General features: G+C 49.9%; 12 protein-coding genes. 7 read left to right on the top strand and 5 right to left on the bottom strand.

Annotated features, from left to right (window positions below; translation table 11 throughout):
* Positions 1 to 92: 92 nt before the first annotated feature.
* Both AC0VZ8_RS24310 and AC0VZ8_RS24305 read left to right on the top strand, forming a co-directional pair.
* A complete protein-coding gene (locus AC0VZ8_RS24310) occupies positions 93 to 260 on the top strand; it encodes a hypothetical protein (RefSeq protein ID WP_475484681.1) in 168 nt (55 codons plus the stop codon).
* Positions 202 to 987, top strand: coding sequence for a DUF4097 family beta strand repeat-containing protein (locus AC0VZ8_RS24305; protein ID WP_475484680.1), 786 nt, complete (start codon positions 202 to 204; stop codon positions 985 to 987). Before AC0VZ8_RS24310 ends, AC0VZ8_RS24305 begins: the two co-directional genes overlap by 59 nt.
* Positions 988 to 1,183: 196 nt before the next feature.
* Here AC0VZ8_RS24305 and AC0VZ8_RS24300 read toward each other — a convergent pair whose 3' ends face one another.
* From AC0VZ8_RS24300 to AC0VZ8_RS24290, 3 genes are all read right to left on the bottom strand, one after another.
* Positions 1,184 to 1,885, bottom strand: a complete 702-nt coding sequence (locus AC0VZ8_RS24300; RefSeq protein ID WP_071223195.1) for a MerR family transcriptional regulator — start codon at positions 1,883 to 1,885, stop codon at positions 1,184 to 1,186.
* A 123-nt stretch (positions 1,886 to 2,008) separates the two neighbouring features.
* Complete coding sequence (locus tag AC0VZ8_RS24295; protein WP_475484679.1) at positions 2,009 to 2,881, bottom strand: alpha/beta fold hydrolase; 873 nt, start codon at positions 2,879 to 2,881, stop codon at positions 2,009 to 2,011.
* A gap of 206 nt (positions 2,882 to 3,087) precedes the next feature.
* Complete coding sequence (locus tag AC0VZ8_RS24290; RefSeq protein ID WP_260066316.1) at positions 3,088 to 3,714, bottom strand: CGNR zinc finger domain-containing protein; 627 nt, start codon at positions 3,712 to 3,714, stop codon at positions 3,088 to 3,090.
* 323 nt (positions 3,715 to 4,037) lie between these two features.
* Between AC0VZ8_RS24290 and uvrA the strand changes: the two genes are divergently transcribed.
* From uvrA to AC0VZ8_RS24275, 3 genes are all read left to right on the top strand, one after another.
* A complete protein-coding gene (gene uvrA / locus AC0VZ8_RS24285; protein WP_475484678.1) occupies positions 4,038 to 6,539 on the top strand; it encodes an excinuclease ABC subunit UvrA in 2,502 nt (833 codons plus the stop codon).
* 29 nt (positions 6,540 to 6,568) lie between these two features.
* The gene (locus AC0VZ8_RS24280; protein ID WP_475484677.1) at positions 6,569 to 8,335 is read left to right on the top strand and encodes an ABC transporter ATP-binding protein; all 1,767 of its coding nucleotides are present in this window, start codon (positions 6,569 to 6,571) and stop codon (positions 8,333 to 8,335) included.
* Positions 8,336 to 8,510: 175 nt separating this feature from the next.
* The gene (locus AC0VZ8_RS24275) at positions 8,511 to 8,900 is read left to right on the top strand and encodes a tautomerase family protein (RefSeq protein WP_475484676.1); all 390 of its coding nucleotides are present in this window, start codon (positions 8,511 to 8,513) and stop codon (positions 8,898 to 8,900) included.
* Between the two features lie 84 nt (positions 8,901 to 8,984).
* On the opposite strand, the gene AC0VZ8_RS24270 is transcribed toward AC0VZ8_RS24275, so the two are convergent.
* Positions 8,985 to 10,520, bottom strand: a complete 1,536-nt coding sequence (locus AC0VZ8_RS24270; protein ID WP_475484675.1) for a methyl-accepting chemotaxis protein — start codon at positions 10,518 to 10,520, stop codon at positions 8,985 to 8,987.
* A gap of 184 nt (positions 10,521 to 10,704) precedes the next feature.
* On the opposite strand from AC0VZ8_RS24270, the gene AC0VZ8_RS24265 reads away from it, so the two are divergent.
* Positions 10,705 to 11,607: a LysR family transcriptional regulator gene (locus AC0VZ8_RS24265; protein ID WP_475484674.1), complete on the top strand. Its 903-nt coding sequence runs from the start codon at positions 10,705 to 10,707 to the stop codon at positions 11,605 to 11,607.
* 197 nt (positions 11,608 to 11,804) lie between these two features.
* Here AC0VZ8_RS24265 and AC0VZ8_RS24260 read toward each other — a convergent pair whose 3' ends face one another.
* Entirely contained in the window at positions 11,805 to 12,638 is an 834-nt protein-coding gene (locus AC0VZ8_RS24260; protein WP_071223187.1) for a helix-turn-helix transcriptional regulator, read from the bottom strand.
* A gap of 198 nt (positions 12,639 to 12,836) precedes the next feature.
* Between AC0VZ8_RS24260 and AC0VZ8_RS24255 the strand changes: the two genes are divergently transcribed.
* Positions 12,837 to 15,341 (top strand): M60 family metallopeptidase, encoded by a 2,505-nt coding sequence (locus tag AC0VZ8_RS24255; RefSeq protein ID WP_475484673.1) that lies wholly within the window; start codon positions 12,837 to 12,839, stop codon positions 15,339 to 15,341.
* The last annotated feature ends 157 nt before the right edge of the window (positions 15,342 to 15,498 follow it).

Raw genomic sequence — 15,498 nt, 5'->3', positions numbered from 1 at the left:
CAGGTAGAAACTGGTCCGTGGCAGCGTGTTAACTTTTTCCTTCACGATATAATGAACATATACATAAAGAGGGAATGGACGTGGAGGAATTTATGAAGAAACAGAGTATGATGGCAGTGAAAATCTCATCGCTGTTGATATTTGCTGTCCTGGTAGGATGCGATGCCGCTAATAATGCGGAGGAAGCAGTAAAGCGGGAGCTTGATCAATTGGCACAAGTCGGGAATTTTGGCCGGCGATTCAGCGCTAGCTATCAGTGATCAAGTAAAGCGGGAAGGGAAAGAGTTTGAGTTGACGACGGCTCAGGAAGCAGGGACAGCCGAGGGATTGGCCATCGATCATGCGGTAGGCAATATTGAGCTCATCGCTGTACCCGGTAATGAGATCAAAGTAAAAACCACCGTGTGGTTTAACGAAAGCTTCTTCAAGAATGACAACATTCGTACCAAGGTTACGGAGCAGGCCGCTACTTCTTTTACGCTCAAGGACGACATCCTGGAATTAAGAACGCACCCTAGGGAGGACTCCAGCAAGAGTTTATGGGATTGGTCGCAGAAGCAATTTGGCGACTCCGGATTCATGATAGATTATGTAATCGAAGTTCCGGAAGACATGCAGAATATCCGCATCAAGAATGATGTAGGGAAGATTCGGGTGAACGAATTGAAGGGGGCTTTTGAACTCCAGTTGGGAGCCGGGGAAATTCAGCTGGCCAAAACGGAAATCACGGGCAATTCCAAGATCGTATCCGAGGCGGGCAGCGTGAAACTGGATCTTGAGCAGATCGATAAGGACAGCATGCTGACGGCCAACACATCGGCAGGCAGCATCACGGCCACGTTTGCGCCGTTCATGAAATACACGCTGGATACTGAAACCGAGCTTGGACAGATTACTGGAGCAAGCCGGGGGCAGAGCGACGTAAACGGCGGGGGAGCGAAAATATCCCTGACGACCTCTGTAGGTTCCATTAAAGTTAATCCATAAGCGGGCACATGTTAGCTATGAGCACGTGCCAAATTTCATAACGAGACGCGCTCTATAGTATTCGGGGTTACTCTACGAGTCCCCCTAGTACATAGGGGTATCAAGGATCAATAAACATAAAAAAACAATCATGGATGTAGTTCATCCTTGATTGTTTTTTTGTATGTTAAACAACAGTGTACAAAGGGAGTGGGATTTACATTAATTTCAGCACTTGGCACAGCTGATACAGATAGTGCACGCCGCGTATTTGGTTATGGTTGCGATAGTTGAGGTATACAAGCGTGTCCTTGAGCACGCGTCTGGCATTATCAACTTGATGATGCTCGAGTTCATGCAGTACGTCTTTGATGACTTCCAGCGGGTAATTGGCTGAGCGAAGAATTCGAATGATCATGATCTGGCGGATCTGCGCGCCCTCGAACTTCCGATAGCCGTTTTCCCGATCCCGAGGCAGAATCAGGACGCCTTCCTTCTCCCAGTGGCGGATAGCCGAGGTCGGAACGCCGGTTTCGGCCGCAACCTCCCCGATAGTCAGCTCTCTTTTCCGCCCACGGGCATCGACAACGTCAAGCTGCTCGGTTTCCAGAATGCGGATGGTCCGCTCCGCGAGGACTTTATCCTGCTGCAGATTGGCCTGCACCTCGTTTACAATCCAGAGCGCTTCATCCAGCTCTTTCTCCTGCAGCTTGATCATTACTTGCTTTGTAACGTCTACACCGAAGCCGGGAAACATGGCTCTTATGCATTCGAAGTATGCGGCATGCTCCTCCGTATACACCCGGTATCCGTTCGGGGCACGCTTTGCGGGAGGGACAATGCCCCATTTTTCATAATGCTTGAGCGCACTTGTGGTAATCCCCAGTTTCTTGGCTATATCAATCGGTCTGATACCCATGACGGTCCCCCTTACCTCATGCAAGGATCTGTTTGAATACTTTTTTCTGGGGGATTGTATCATGAAGAACAGCCCAATGAAAAGCCTGCCGGGAAATTAGCTTATATCATTGTCAAGCTCATATTATGAAGATTGACGTTCCAAGAATGCCCGGATGTAATCAATGATTTCTGGTCCATGTGACTCCAACGCAAAATGCCCGGCATCCTTCAGGATGTGAAGCTCGGCATCGGGCAGATCGCGCAGATACGGATGGGCCCCGTTCTCAGGGAAGATATGGTCGCCTTGCCCCCACACGATCAGGGTCGGCGGCTGCGCATCGCGGAAATACTGCTGCCAAGCCGGATATAAGGGAGGATTTGATCCGTAATCCAGAAACAAATCCAGTTGTATTTCCTGGTTCCCGGACCGATCCAGCAGCGCTTGATCCAGCGTGTAGGTGTCGGGGCTAATGAGGGACGTATCACGGACGCCATGGGTATATTGCCATTTTGTTGCCTCGATGCTGGTTAACCAGCGCAAGGCCTCTCGTTTATCCGGATTCGCGGGATCTTCCCAGTACGCTTTAATGGGATTCCAGAATTCCTCGAGCCCCTCCTCATAGGCATTCCCATTCTGTATGATCAGCCCCCGAACACGCTCGGGATGGCGTGCTGCAATCCGGAATCCAACGGGTGCGCCGTAATCCATAAGGTAGACGTAGAAGCTCTGGATATTTAATTGGGCGAGCAATTCCTCGATGAGCTGACTGAAATGGTCAAAGCTGTACTGGAATTGATCATGGTCAGGCGCACTGCTGTAACCAAAACCAGGATAATCCGGTGCAATCACGTGGTACTGATCGGCAAGAGCCGGGATCAATTGACGATACATTTGACTGGAAGTCGGGAAACCATGCAGCAGCAGGACAACAGGCGAGCCGGGAGCCCCCGCTTCACGGTAAAAAATATCCAAACATTCGATTTGAGCCGTGCGATACTGGATTTTATGATTCATCTGATAAATGCCTCCTTGAATTATCTACGAATTTTTATGATGCAATTGTTATGTAGAGCCTTTTGACTGGTCGTAATGATAAGAAGAAAAACACCACCTTATTTTGTTTATTAACCATCTAAATGCGATTAAGGGAATTATACACTCTGATTATTAACCTGTAAATCGTTATTTTGGGTATTAAAAAAGAATCTTAGATGATTTATCTAAGATTCCTTCGTTTGCTGCTGTTTCTGACGCTCCAGATAGGCAGCGACCTTCATGCGGTTCCCGCATGTTTTTGGGCTGCACCAGCGCCTTGTGCTATTTTTGCTATTGTCGTAAAAGCGAAGCACGCACGCCGGATTTTCGCATTTTTTCACCAATTTCAGGTCATGGGTAGTTAAAAAATCAACGGCAGATGCGGCGACCGGGGTCAACAGATCCAGCGGCTTGCGAAAAAGCATCCGGCTTTTGCGGCTGTACGCGTTCCCTTCTGCCACAAGTGTTGTGCGAAGGATTTGCTCCTTCAGCAGCCCATTGACATACTGCAGGCTAGCTTCCTTTGAGGTCTCGTTCACGCTGCCCGGCTGAATCAGATTAAAGAGATGGTCGCGGAGCAGCCGGGCGGCTTCCACGATTCCGGCTTCCTCCTCGGCGCCGTTATATACCGCCTTGCGCAGGTTGCGCTCAACCTCGGACAGCAGGTTCGCCTTCACCATCCAATCCAATAAAGAATCGAATGTATCAAGCAAATCCAGGGGTTGTCCATCAACCGCAATCTTGGTATTCACGAAATCCAGCATCGGATGGTTACCAATAAAATAAAATTCGGGTGCGATTTTTTTCGGCATGGTTACCGCTCTCCTCAAAACATACGATAAGTATTATTTGTAGCCCATTATATAGTCAATGCTGTGTTTATACAAATGAAACAGCATCAAACGTTATACATAAACCTTAAAGCTCCGTGACGGCTTTTGATCTCGAAAACGGCGATAGATCAACCTTTTTCCGTTTGGGATTTTGTACTTGCATCAATGTTGTAAGATGGGTTTGTAAATTGAAGGATTGGAGCCAGGCTTCCAAAACGAAAGAGTAAGCTTGCGAAGCGAGTTTTATTGCGAGGTTTCTCAATGAAGCTAAGCTCCACAAAACTTTTAGGAGGTTGGGATATATGGAAGGAACGATTAAGATTCGCGGTGCCCGGGAGAACAATCTGAAGAATGTCTCGCTTGAAATCCCGAAGTACAAACTGGTTGTCATGACAGGTCCGTCCGGCTCGGGCAAGTCCACGCTCGCGATGGATACGCTGCAGCGGGAGTGCCAGCGGCAGTACATGGAATCCATGGGCATGGTGTCGGACTCGGTCAGCAAGCCGAAGGTGGATTCGATTGAAGGACTATCCCCGTCAATCAGCGTGGGACAGCACATTACGAACCGGAACCCGAGATCCACCATCGGAACGGTGACGGATATCTACACGCTGCTTCGAATTCTGTTTTCTAAGCTTGGTGAACGTACTTGTCCGTCGTGCGGCGATACGGTGATACCTCATGTGGAGGGAGAAGCCTATCACGGTCTGGCTGAGGAGGAAGAGATCAGCGATTCTCACGAGACGGTTCGTTGTAGGCGATGCGGCCATGGTCTCGAAAAATTGACAATGTCGCATTTTTCCTTTAACAAGCCGGAAGGCGCATGCGAAACGTGCAGCGGACTCGGTCAAACGGTGAGTCTGAACATGGAAGCCGTGTTTCGTCCGGAATTAAGCTTAAGGGACGGCGGGGTGGCAACGTGGTACAGCGCTCTTACCGATTATAACACCAGCATTCTGAAAGCGGCAGCCAAGTATTACGGGTTCGCATTCGATGAGTTCATGCCGCTTCGGGACTATGACGAGGTTCAGCGTGATCTCCTGTATTTCGGCGTAGAGAGCGAGCAGTTCAACCGGCATTTTCCTGACGTCAAACCGCCGAAGTCCGTAGGACAAGGCAAGTACGAGGGGGTAGTCACCGGGATATGGAGAAGGTACCGGGAGAAGGGAAGCGAGTCCGGTGAAGCGTCCCTGTTTCATGAGCACCTCTGTCCGGATTGTCACGGAACGAAGCTGAAGGAAGACAGCCGCCGCGTCCGGGTGGATGGAGTCTCCATTAACGAAGTCAACGCCTGGTCGATCGGGGAAGCCTTAAATTGGATGGAGGCGCTGCTGAGGAAGCTGACGGAGGACCAATTAACGATTGTGGAACCGCTCATTCATGATTCCGTTGTCAGACTAAAACGCATTATGGATGTCGGGCTGGGTTACATGTCCATGGAGAGGCAGGTCGTCACGATGTCAGGCGGAGAAGCCCAGAGGCTTCGACTCGCATCGATTCTGGGATCAGGCCTGACAGGGGTGCTGTACATTTTGGACGAACCGACAACGGGACTGCATCCCAAAGATACCAGGGGACTGATCCAGGTTCTGAAACAACTGAGGGATCTAGGCAACACGGTGCTCGTCATCGAGCATGACGAAGAAGTGATGCGGGCCGCTGACCATATCATTGATATCGGACCAGGTGCGGGAACGATGGGCGGTACGGTTGTCGGTCAAGGAACGCTGGAGGAGCTTATCCTTAATCCCACGTCCGTGACCGGATCCTACTTCCGGGAGAACACGATGCTTACGGCTCCGAACCGGCGCAGGGCTGGAAACGGAAGCCTGCTGACGATCGAGGATGCACATTTAAGAAATCTGAAACATATCACGACCTCTTTCCCGCTCGGCTGTCTCATATCGGTGACAGGCGTATCGGGATCTGGTAAATCCACGCTTTTGTTTGATCTTCTGGCGGAATCCGGAAGCGATCAATCAACTCCAAACGGCTGCAAGGCCATCACGGGTTGGGAATCGGTAGGGCAGCTGATTACGGTTGACCAATCACCGGTATCCCGAATGCAGCGCTCCAACATTGCTACGTATACCGATGTTTACACCCATATCAGAAACTGGTACGCCAGCTTGCCGGAAGCCAAGGAGAGTCAATTGACGGCCAAGCACTTTTCCTTTAATACACAAGGCGGGCGCTGCGAGACATGCCAAGGACTTGGCGTTGTGTCAGTGCATATGCACTTCCTTCCGGAGCTGGAGGTACGTTGTCCGGATTGTAAGGGCAAGCGGTTTAAGGAAGAGGTTCTGCGCGTGACCTATAACGGTTACACCATCTCCGACATTTTGGATATGACGATTGAGGAAAGTCTGTCGATTCTGGAGGATCGGCCGAAAATCATGGAATTGACCCGGCTGCTCTGCGATGTCGGGCTTGGGTATTTGAAGTGGGGGCAATCGGTGAGCACCTTATCCGGCGGTGAGGGACAGCGGATTAAATTGGCCAAGGAGCTGAGCAAAAAGACCAAAAACCACACGCTGTATTTGCTGGATGAGCCTTCAACCGGGCTTCACCCTGGTGATGTCCGGCAGCTGCTCGTCCTGTTGAACCGCTTGGTGGACGCGGGAAACACCGTGATTTTGGTTGAACACAATTTGGACCTGATCTGGCATTCGGATTGGCTCATCGATATCGGGCCTGGCGGAGGAGCTGCCGGCGGGTCTGTGGTGGCGACAGGAACGCCTGAGGAAGTAGCGGCTGTGGAAGCCTCGTTCACCGGCCGTTTTATCAAAGAAATCTATATGTGACGTATTGACGTTGAAGGGAGGGATTCAAAGTGGAGCAAACCGTTGTAGAAGAGAAAGGCAAGGTAACGAAGACAACGATCCGATATTTTATCAAGCTGCTGCGTTCTTCGGGTATTCCGAAGCTGGTGCTATTGCTGGCCATCATGCTGAGTTTGGTTGGTGCGGTGACGGGACTGGTCGTCCCGCTCATCACCGGCCAATTAATCGACAATTTTGCTGCAGATTCATTTAATATTCGCACGGTCGGCTTTCTGGCCGTTCTGTTCCTGCTGGAAGCCGTGGCGAGCGGACTTTCCTATTATATGCTTGCCTATGTCGGAAACCAGACGGTGAACAAAATTCGTAAACGGCTCTGGACCAAGGTGCTGGCACTGCCGGTTCCGTTCTTTGACAAGCACCGCTCGGCAGAAACGATGAGCCGGGTGACCAACGATACGAATGAAGTAAAAACCCTGATCACGGATCATTTGATTGCCTTTTGCTCGAATCTATTGACCGTTTTGGGGGCCGTTGCAATCTTGTTTTACTTGGATTGGCGGATGACCCTCATCATCCTGATTGCCGTTCCGGTAGGGTTCGGCATATTAATGCCCATCGGCGGAAAGATGTACAAAATCTCCATCAGCATGTATGGACAGCTGGCCCAGCTGTCCGCCATGCTGACCCAGGTGATCGGTGAGATCAGGCTGGTGAAAGCCTCCAATGCAGAGCGGAGGGAGGAGAAAAGCGGGTATGACGATATGGACAGCCTGTACCGATTCGGCATGAAGGAAGCCAAAATCAACTCGGTCCTGATTCCGTTGATGTCGATGGTCATGGTCGTCCTGCTGGTGGTCATCATCGGATACGGCGGCGTTCGCGTCTCTTCCGGCGCTCTTAGCGCAGGCGAGCTGGTATCGTTTATCCTGCTGCTGTTCCAGATCATGTTTCCTTTCAGCCAGTTTGCCACATTCTATTCCCAGCTTCAGAAGGTGATGGCGGCCACCGAGAGATTGCGGCTGATCCTCGAATATGAGCCGGAGAGTGACAATCGTGCGGTGCGTACTGCACCGAATGGGCATCGGGACGTTGAATTTAAAGAGGTGACGTTTGCTTATCATGAAGGCGAGACCATTCTGTCCGAGGTATCCTTTTCGATTCCTGCCAAGAAGGTCACCCCTCTGGTAGGTCCCAGCGGCAGCGGCAAAACCACGGTGTTCTCCTTGATTGAGCGGTTCTACGCGCCATCCGGCGGGGAGATTTACTTTGGCTCCGAAGCGATCCGTGATTATACTCTGGAGTCCTGGCGGCGAAAGCTAGGGTATGTGTCCCAGGACAGCCCGCTGATGACCGGAACGATCCGGGATAATATCGTCTATGGACGGGAGGAGCCGGTGTCTGACGAGGAAATTGCAGAAGCGGCGAGACTGGCCTATGCGGAGGGATTTATCGAGGCACTGCCGCGAGGATATGACACGGAAGTTGGGGAGCGAGGCATCCAGTTGTCCGGGGGTCAGCGACAACGTGTAGCGATTGCAAGGGCTTTGCTGCGGAAACCGGACATCCTGCTTCTGGATGAAGCGACGGCAAGCCTGGACAGCGACTCCGAGCACGAAGTGCAGAAGGCGCTGAACAATCTAATGGTGGAACGAACGACCGTGGTCATTGCCCACCGGTTATCTACCGTGGTCGAGGCGGATCAGATTATTGTCCTGGAGAAGGGGCACATTACGGGAAGCGGGACGCATGAAGAATTGATTCGAAGCCATCCGTCTTACGTGGAGTGGGCGAAGAAGCAGTTCCAGACCGGGGAATAGGGGACACATGGGGGATTGAACCGGGGAACAACAGTGATCGGCACAATGTTTCGCATACCTAGTTCAACATGTGTTATTAGGATAAGAGGTTTTGTTTCGATCAAGGTCGAATAAAAATAATTAGGTAGAGTAACCTTGGCATAGATGAGTAGGGTGGAGAGGAGATGAGCAGAGCATGGCGCAAATCAAAATATATGGCGTCCGGGAGCGGCTGAATCCGGTGAAGGAGCAGCTGTCGGAAGTGATACATTCATGCGTGGTAGACGTTTTTCAACTTCCGGCGGATAAGAAATTCCATCGTTTTTTCCCCATGAGTCGCGAGGATTTCTTCTTCCCTGACGGGAGAACGGATCGCTACACGGTGATCGAGATCAGCATATTTGAAGGCCGGACCTTGGAGGCCAAGAAACAGCTGATTCGATTGTTATTCGAACGGATCGAGCACTCGCTGCATATCTCTTCCCAGGATGTGGAAATTACGATATTCGAAACGCCGCAGCACAACTGGGGAATTCGGGGGCTTCCCGGCGATGAACTGGCTTTAGGGTATAAGGTGAATATTTAGAGCATCAAGGAAGCTCGAAGTGCAGGGACAGTCCATGCGACTGTCCCTGTTTTTTCATTTGGAGCATGCAGGCATTCCCCAATTTCACTCCTTCAATCGCTCTATAATAAGATTTAAATCGGCAACCAGCTTGGTCATGATGTCGGCTGCATCCGATACTTGCTTAATGGATTCAAAATGTCCCCCGAACGCTTCGACGATTTCATGAGTATGATCCGCCGTTTCACTTGTAAACCGGGTCATTTCTTGTATGGACTGATTCATTTGGTCGGAGCCTGTATTCAACTGCTGTGTGGATACGGAGATTTCTTGCATTTGGAGTGCTACCTGCTTGACGGCATGATAGATTACTTCGAATGAAGCCTTCGCCTGATCGATAACCTGCAGCCCGGTGTTCATATTGTGATCCACTTGGCCGATGCTGCCTAACAGATCAGCGGTTTCTCTATGTATAGTCCGGATAAGCTCCGTGATTTCCTCAACGGAGGAGGAGGATTGCTCGGCGAGCTTACGGATTTCACTCGCTACAACCGCGAACCCTCTACCCGCCTCGCCGGCTCTTGCCGACTCGATGGAAGCATTCAATGCCAGCAAATTGGTCTGGCTTGCAATACCTTGAACCACCTGCAATATATGTCCGATCCGGGCAATATGGTGGTTTAACGCATTTACCGCCTCTTGCGATCTAGTGACGGATTGACCGGTATTCCGGATCTCGGATACGATATTACCGATCATATGACTGCCGAACTCTGCCTGTCTGGCGGATTCTTCGGATGCAGCTGCCGCTTCTGTTGCCGAAGCTGCCACATGCCGGATTCCTACGGCAATATCGCCAATGGCGGCGGTATTCATGTTCATAACATGTAACTGATGATGTGCTCCGGCGGCTACTTGCTGAACAACTCCGCCGAGATGCTTACTGATCTCTGTGCTCTGTCCCGATTGACTGCTTAGCTGCAGTGCCGTGTCATTCAATTGGAGGGAGGTCTGCGACAATTTCGACGTGATCTCTTCAATGATCGCGGCACGCTGTTGATGCTGCTCCTCTTTGAGTAATGTTTCGATCTTCAATGTGCTGATAATTTGCCAACTGGTTGCTGCCGATGTGAAGATCAAGAATAAGGCATGTATGATCAGCATGGTGAGTGAGTAACTGGTTGTTCCGAACACCAGTTCAGGAATGACCAGATAGCCAAGCAGATGGTGTACGGCAAAAATAGCTGTCATCAAAACGATGAGTCTTATATTTTTATAATAGGATAATGCAGCAACAACCATAAAGATGGAAAAGTGAAATTCGACGTGCCCGCCTGCGCCGGCAATCATCGAAATGCTTCCCAGCGTTAGGATGAGCGTATGTAGATACGGAATGATCGGATGATCTGAACGTCGTGCATACACGGCTAGGGATATGGCTAACAAAACAACAGGAACAGCCAGCAGCGCGTACAGTGCGGGGCCGAACTGACTTTCCATCTCGGTAGAAGTGAGTATTCCATGTGTTGTCATGGTGTGATCAAATACATGAAATTTCCGAGCGAGCAGGTGTACAATGCCGGCAATAACGATGACGGCCAGTGAGACTGAATTCATAAGTTTGATTTTTTGTTTCAGCATAAAGAATTTATCGAGCTCCTTATCTTTCGACATCGTGGTTTGAAAATTCCGATACAGCCTACCTATTTGACATGAGTTAAATTTTTCCTTCAAATGGAGATGTGTATTTTTAAAATATAAAAAATTGTTCTATACCCGTTATTTATCGGCATCTCGATTCAAAATTATAGAGGAGGCGTCTGCTTTGACCTTACAGCAGTTAAAATATGCAATTGAGGTAGCCAATCGGGGTTCGATGAATGAGGCGGCCAAACGATTATTTATTTCCCAGCCCAGTCTGTCCAACGCGATTAAGGATCTGGAAGAGGAGCTACATATTACGATATTCGAGCGGACGAACAAAGGGATATCACTTTCGAAGGAGGGGGCGGAGTTTCTGGGATATGCTCGGCAGGTGGTGGAGCAGGCAGAGCTCCTGGAGGGGCGTTATCTGAACGCAAAGCCTTCTCCGCAGCATTTTTCGGTATCCACACAGCATTATGCATTTGCGGTGAATGCATTTGTGAACCTCGTTCAAGAATACGGACAAGATGAATACGAATTGGCGCTGCGTGAGACGAAGACCTACGAAATCATCCAAGACGTCAAAACCCTGCGCAGCGAGATCGGCATCCTGTACCTCAATGAATTCAATGCCAAGGTGATCAACAAGCTGCTGAAGGATGCAGGACTGCAGTTTACCAGCTTGTTTACGGCGAGGCCGCATATTTTTATCAGCATCAAAAATCCGCTGGCCAAGCAGTCCATTGTGACCATTGACGAGCTTCAGAATTATCCGTATTTATCCTTCGAGCAGGGGGAATACAATTCGTTCCACTTCTCGGAGGAAATCCTCAGCACGCTGTCTCACAAAAAAAGCATCCGGGTCAATGACCGTGCGACTCTGTTCAATCTGCTGATTGGTCTGAACGGTTATACCATTTCGACCGGGGTGCTGAGCGCCGACCTGAACGGGAACGAGATTATTCCGGTTCCGCTCGCCTGCGATGAGACGATTAACGTCGGATGGATCAGTCATAAGAATGCGACTCTGTCCAAGCTTGCGACAGCTTATGTCGAGGCGCTGCATGAGGCGATTGCCACTTGATTTTGATGGGGAAATGGTGAAGGGATTCCCGGAGGATCTCATTATTACGACTCACGTATGCCGCGGCAACTATCATTCAACATGGGCATCATCCGGCGGATGCGGACGATTTGGAATTGATATCAAATAATCGCTCTTCATGTATCCCCTTGGGAGGTATCGGAAAAGGATTCCGATAACCCTCTCAGGGGATTTTATTAGCGGTTGGACATGATCTGGTTGCGAAATTCTCCCGGCGACATGTTGGTGAATTGCCTGAACACCCGGCATAAGTAATGGACCTCCATTCCCACCTTTCTCCCGATTTCCTCCAGGGTCAAATCCGTGGTCATCAATAGACCCTTTGTTTTCTCGATCCTGACTTTAATAATATACTGCACAGGTGTCATCTTCATTTTGGATTTGAAGAAGCGGATGAAATAGTTGGGATTATAATGGATAAGTCCCGCCAATTGTTCCACGCTGACGTTATCGTTGATATGCTCCTCAATATACTGGAATACCGTGTTCAGCTTCTGCATATCGGGCAGCATGGACAGCGAGAGTTGACGATCGGGAACGATGTCAAGATAATGCCGGACAAGCTTCATCAATATTTCGTTCCTTTGCAGCGGGGCGGTCCAAGCGCTGCTCCCATAGGCATCGATCAATTCCTTGAATAACTGCTCCATATATGCCTCGTCCGGCACATCCAGCACGTGGGGAAGATGAATTAGCTGAAACAAGTTCAGCGTGTCCACCTTGGCGGTAAAATGGCACCAGAACTTCCTGTAGGTGTTGTCGCCCACGACAGAGATGGAATGAAGCGATCCAGCTGGCATGAGAACGATTTGCCCGGGGGAGGGATGATATTCTTGGTCGTCGATCTTAATCCAGCCCTCCCCTTCCCGTATAAAATATAGGGCGTTATAGGACGGTCTCATATTAAAAAAGCGCCAGTTCTGGGACACTTTATCAACCTTGGCAATGGATAAGCGAAGATTCGCGTTAGCCAGGTAATTTTGAATCAACTTCAGGTAGTTTATATCCATTGGCTGCCCCCTACCGGTTGTGTATTTTGGATACATTGATGTGTTTTTTATGCATTTCAAATCCGAGTGGTATTCATTAAGCTAAATGAGAAATCCCATTCAATGACATATCAAGGGGGAGGTAATGACATCGAAGCTTAGGACTGATCTGCTATTCGATCAGGATATCAAAGGAAATCGAGGAGGAATCGTTAAGGAATGAAGATGATGAAACGGATTAAGAATTTCGCAGTAATCGGGTCCGCGGTATTATTAATGACCGCATCCATTGCAGCTGCCGAACCTGCGAAGATCAGTAAACGGACGGTAAAAGATCCTGCAATGGCAAATGCTACCGGACCGACCGAACTTCAATCATCCGGATTGGCTGATGCTCCCTGGTCGGCCGGAACGCCGTTAGACGTGCTTAAGAACGATTTCAGCATATTTTATAAGGATTTGCAAGCGATTCCATATTTCGCTGGCGGCGGCGTTGCTGCAGTAGGGGATGCCGCATTCAATATCAACGTGCCCGATGATTATATTCCATCCATCTCGGCAGCCCGTTATGGCAAAGGGCGTATCGTTGTTGCCGGGAGCAAGGCGTATTTCAATCTGTCCGAGTCGGCGGGTGATGCTGCGGGTAAGCTGGCCCGGAATATTTTATGGTGGTTGACGGACGATGCCTCTACAAATCAAGGCCAAGGCAATGACCGTACCAATCGCTATGAAGATGCATTAGAGCAGCCGGGAAAGAAGATTAGACTGATAACGACCTCCGACGAGCTCATGGTTAATCCGGATTTGCCTATTGAGCTTGTGAAAATCGACAGCTGGGATTCCGTAAACCTGAATCCGCAAAAATATGCGGTAGCCCATGTAGACCAGACGATGAAGGATAAGGATCTCGAAGCGCTGGGTCAATATTTACGGTTAGGGGGCGGCATCATCGTGGCGGATAACCTGAGCGGTGTTGAGGGAATAACGCGCGATACTCCCGAGGAAACCGTGCTTCAGGTCGGCAATTTGAGGGGAGCTAGGCTCAGCCGCGTTTTTGCGATTCAAAAGCTGCTTAACCGTGCTGGGCTGACGCTGATGAACAGAGGCTCGGAGTCCACTGTGGGCGAATCGGCATTGACCTATGACCAAGCCGACGCTCATCATATCAAGACACGGCTCGCGCAAGGCAAGGAAGTGGAAGAGGGGACGCTCACTTATGATCAAATCGAGATCGGTCCGCCGGGTACACCCGCGAATAAAAAGCAGGAGCGGCTCTACCATATACTAAACGAGACAATCGAAACGTTAACCAGCGAATCCCCGCTGTATGCTTGGGCAGAATCGGAGGCCGAAAGTCTTCCGCCTGCCGTGTTCCCGATTCAAAAATTCCAGCAGCCCTATACGAATGCGCTGCATAACTTCCGCTTTAGTCATTTTACCTTGGATCCCGCCAACGAGAAATCTCCTTATGCCGACGCATTTCCGGGAATGGTCGGAGAGGAAGCGACCATCGTCAATGACCGGGAAATCGAGGTCGACTTTGATTTTCCCAATACGATGTACACACACGCTCTTCCGTCCAAAAACTGGATCAGCACCGGATTGTATGCGCCCCCCGGCAAAGTCATTACGCTTGAAGTACCGGAAGGCGTTGAGCATTTAACGGTTCAAATTGGTTCGCATGACGACGATTTGAGGGGATCCGGCAAGTGGGCACGTGTTCCGCTTATCGTAAACCACCTGAAGCTGACACCGGGCATCCATCAAGTGAACAGCCCGTATGGCGGTTTCATCTATCTCATTCCGCTAAAGGCGAAGGAGAATTTCCGGGCAACCGTCAAAATCAGCGGTGCGGCGGAAGCCCCGTATTATGTACTCGGCAAGACTACACTCGAGGAGTGGGAGCGGATTCGCACGGGACCGGTTGCCGTTCCTTTTGCCGAGTTTCAGGGAGAACGTATTATCCTGACGGTTCCCTCGGATTTGATCCGCCAAGTGACCGACCCGGAGGAATTGATGCGGACCTGGGATGAAATCTACGACAGTTATGATGAACTGGTTGGACTTGATCCGGACAGGGCGATGCCTCATACTGCCCATCAATTGAACCGCCGTTACGTCGCTGACGGACAGATCTCTTCCGGGGCGATGCATGCGGGATATCCCATCATGATGCCGTTCAGTTATGCGGCCAACCTGCTGGATGTCGATTATATAACAACAAATGCTTGGGGCTTCTGGCATGAACTTGGGCACGAATACCAGCAGCGGACATGGACGTGGGGCGATGTCGGGGAAGTTACCGTAAACCTGTTCTCTCTATATACCCAAGAGAAGTACGGCAATACCTCCGAACTGCTGAAAGTCGGGAATGACGGCAAAGATTACTACGATCGGGGGATCGCATTCGTAGAGAACAATGACCCGGCTAAAAAATACGGCCAAATCGGCAATTATGAAAGACTGGTGATGTTCAAGCAGCTTCAGCTTGCTTACGGCTGGGAATTCTATACCCGGATATTCGAGAGTTACCGCGAATTATCTCGCGACGAAATTCAAGGCACGGTGGATACTTTTGCCGTCATAGCTTCTCTAACGGCGGGGGAGGACCTGACTGAATTTTTCGACAAATGGGCAATAGGTCTGACGGAAGACGGAAAAGGAAGGATTGCCTCATTGAATTTGCCTGAACCGCAAACCGAAATATGGACGTTAAGAGAGTAAACATGAAAAAGCCAGGTTTCCTCCGGTTGAGGAAGGCTGGCTTCTTTATGTTTGTTATGCAATATAACATATTTTTGTACATGATATTGCATACAAGTGGCTTTTTGCATACAATGGAATGGTAAATGATATGTACGTTAAGATACTTCGGATCCAC

The organism is Paenibacillus sp. QJM3NY_38 (assembly GCF_056173265.1).
This window is presented reverse-complemented; position numbering and strand designations above follow the sequence as displayed.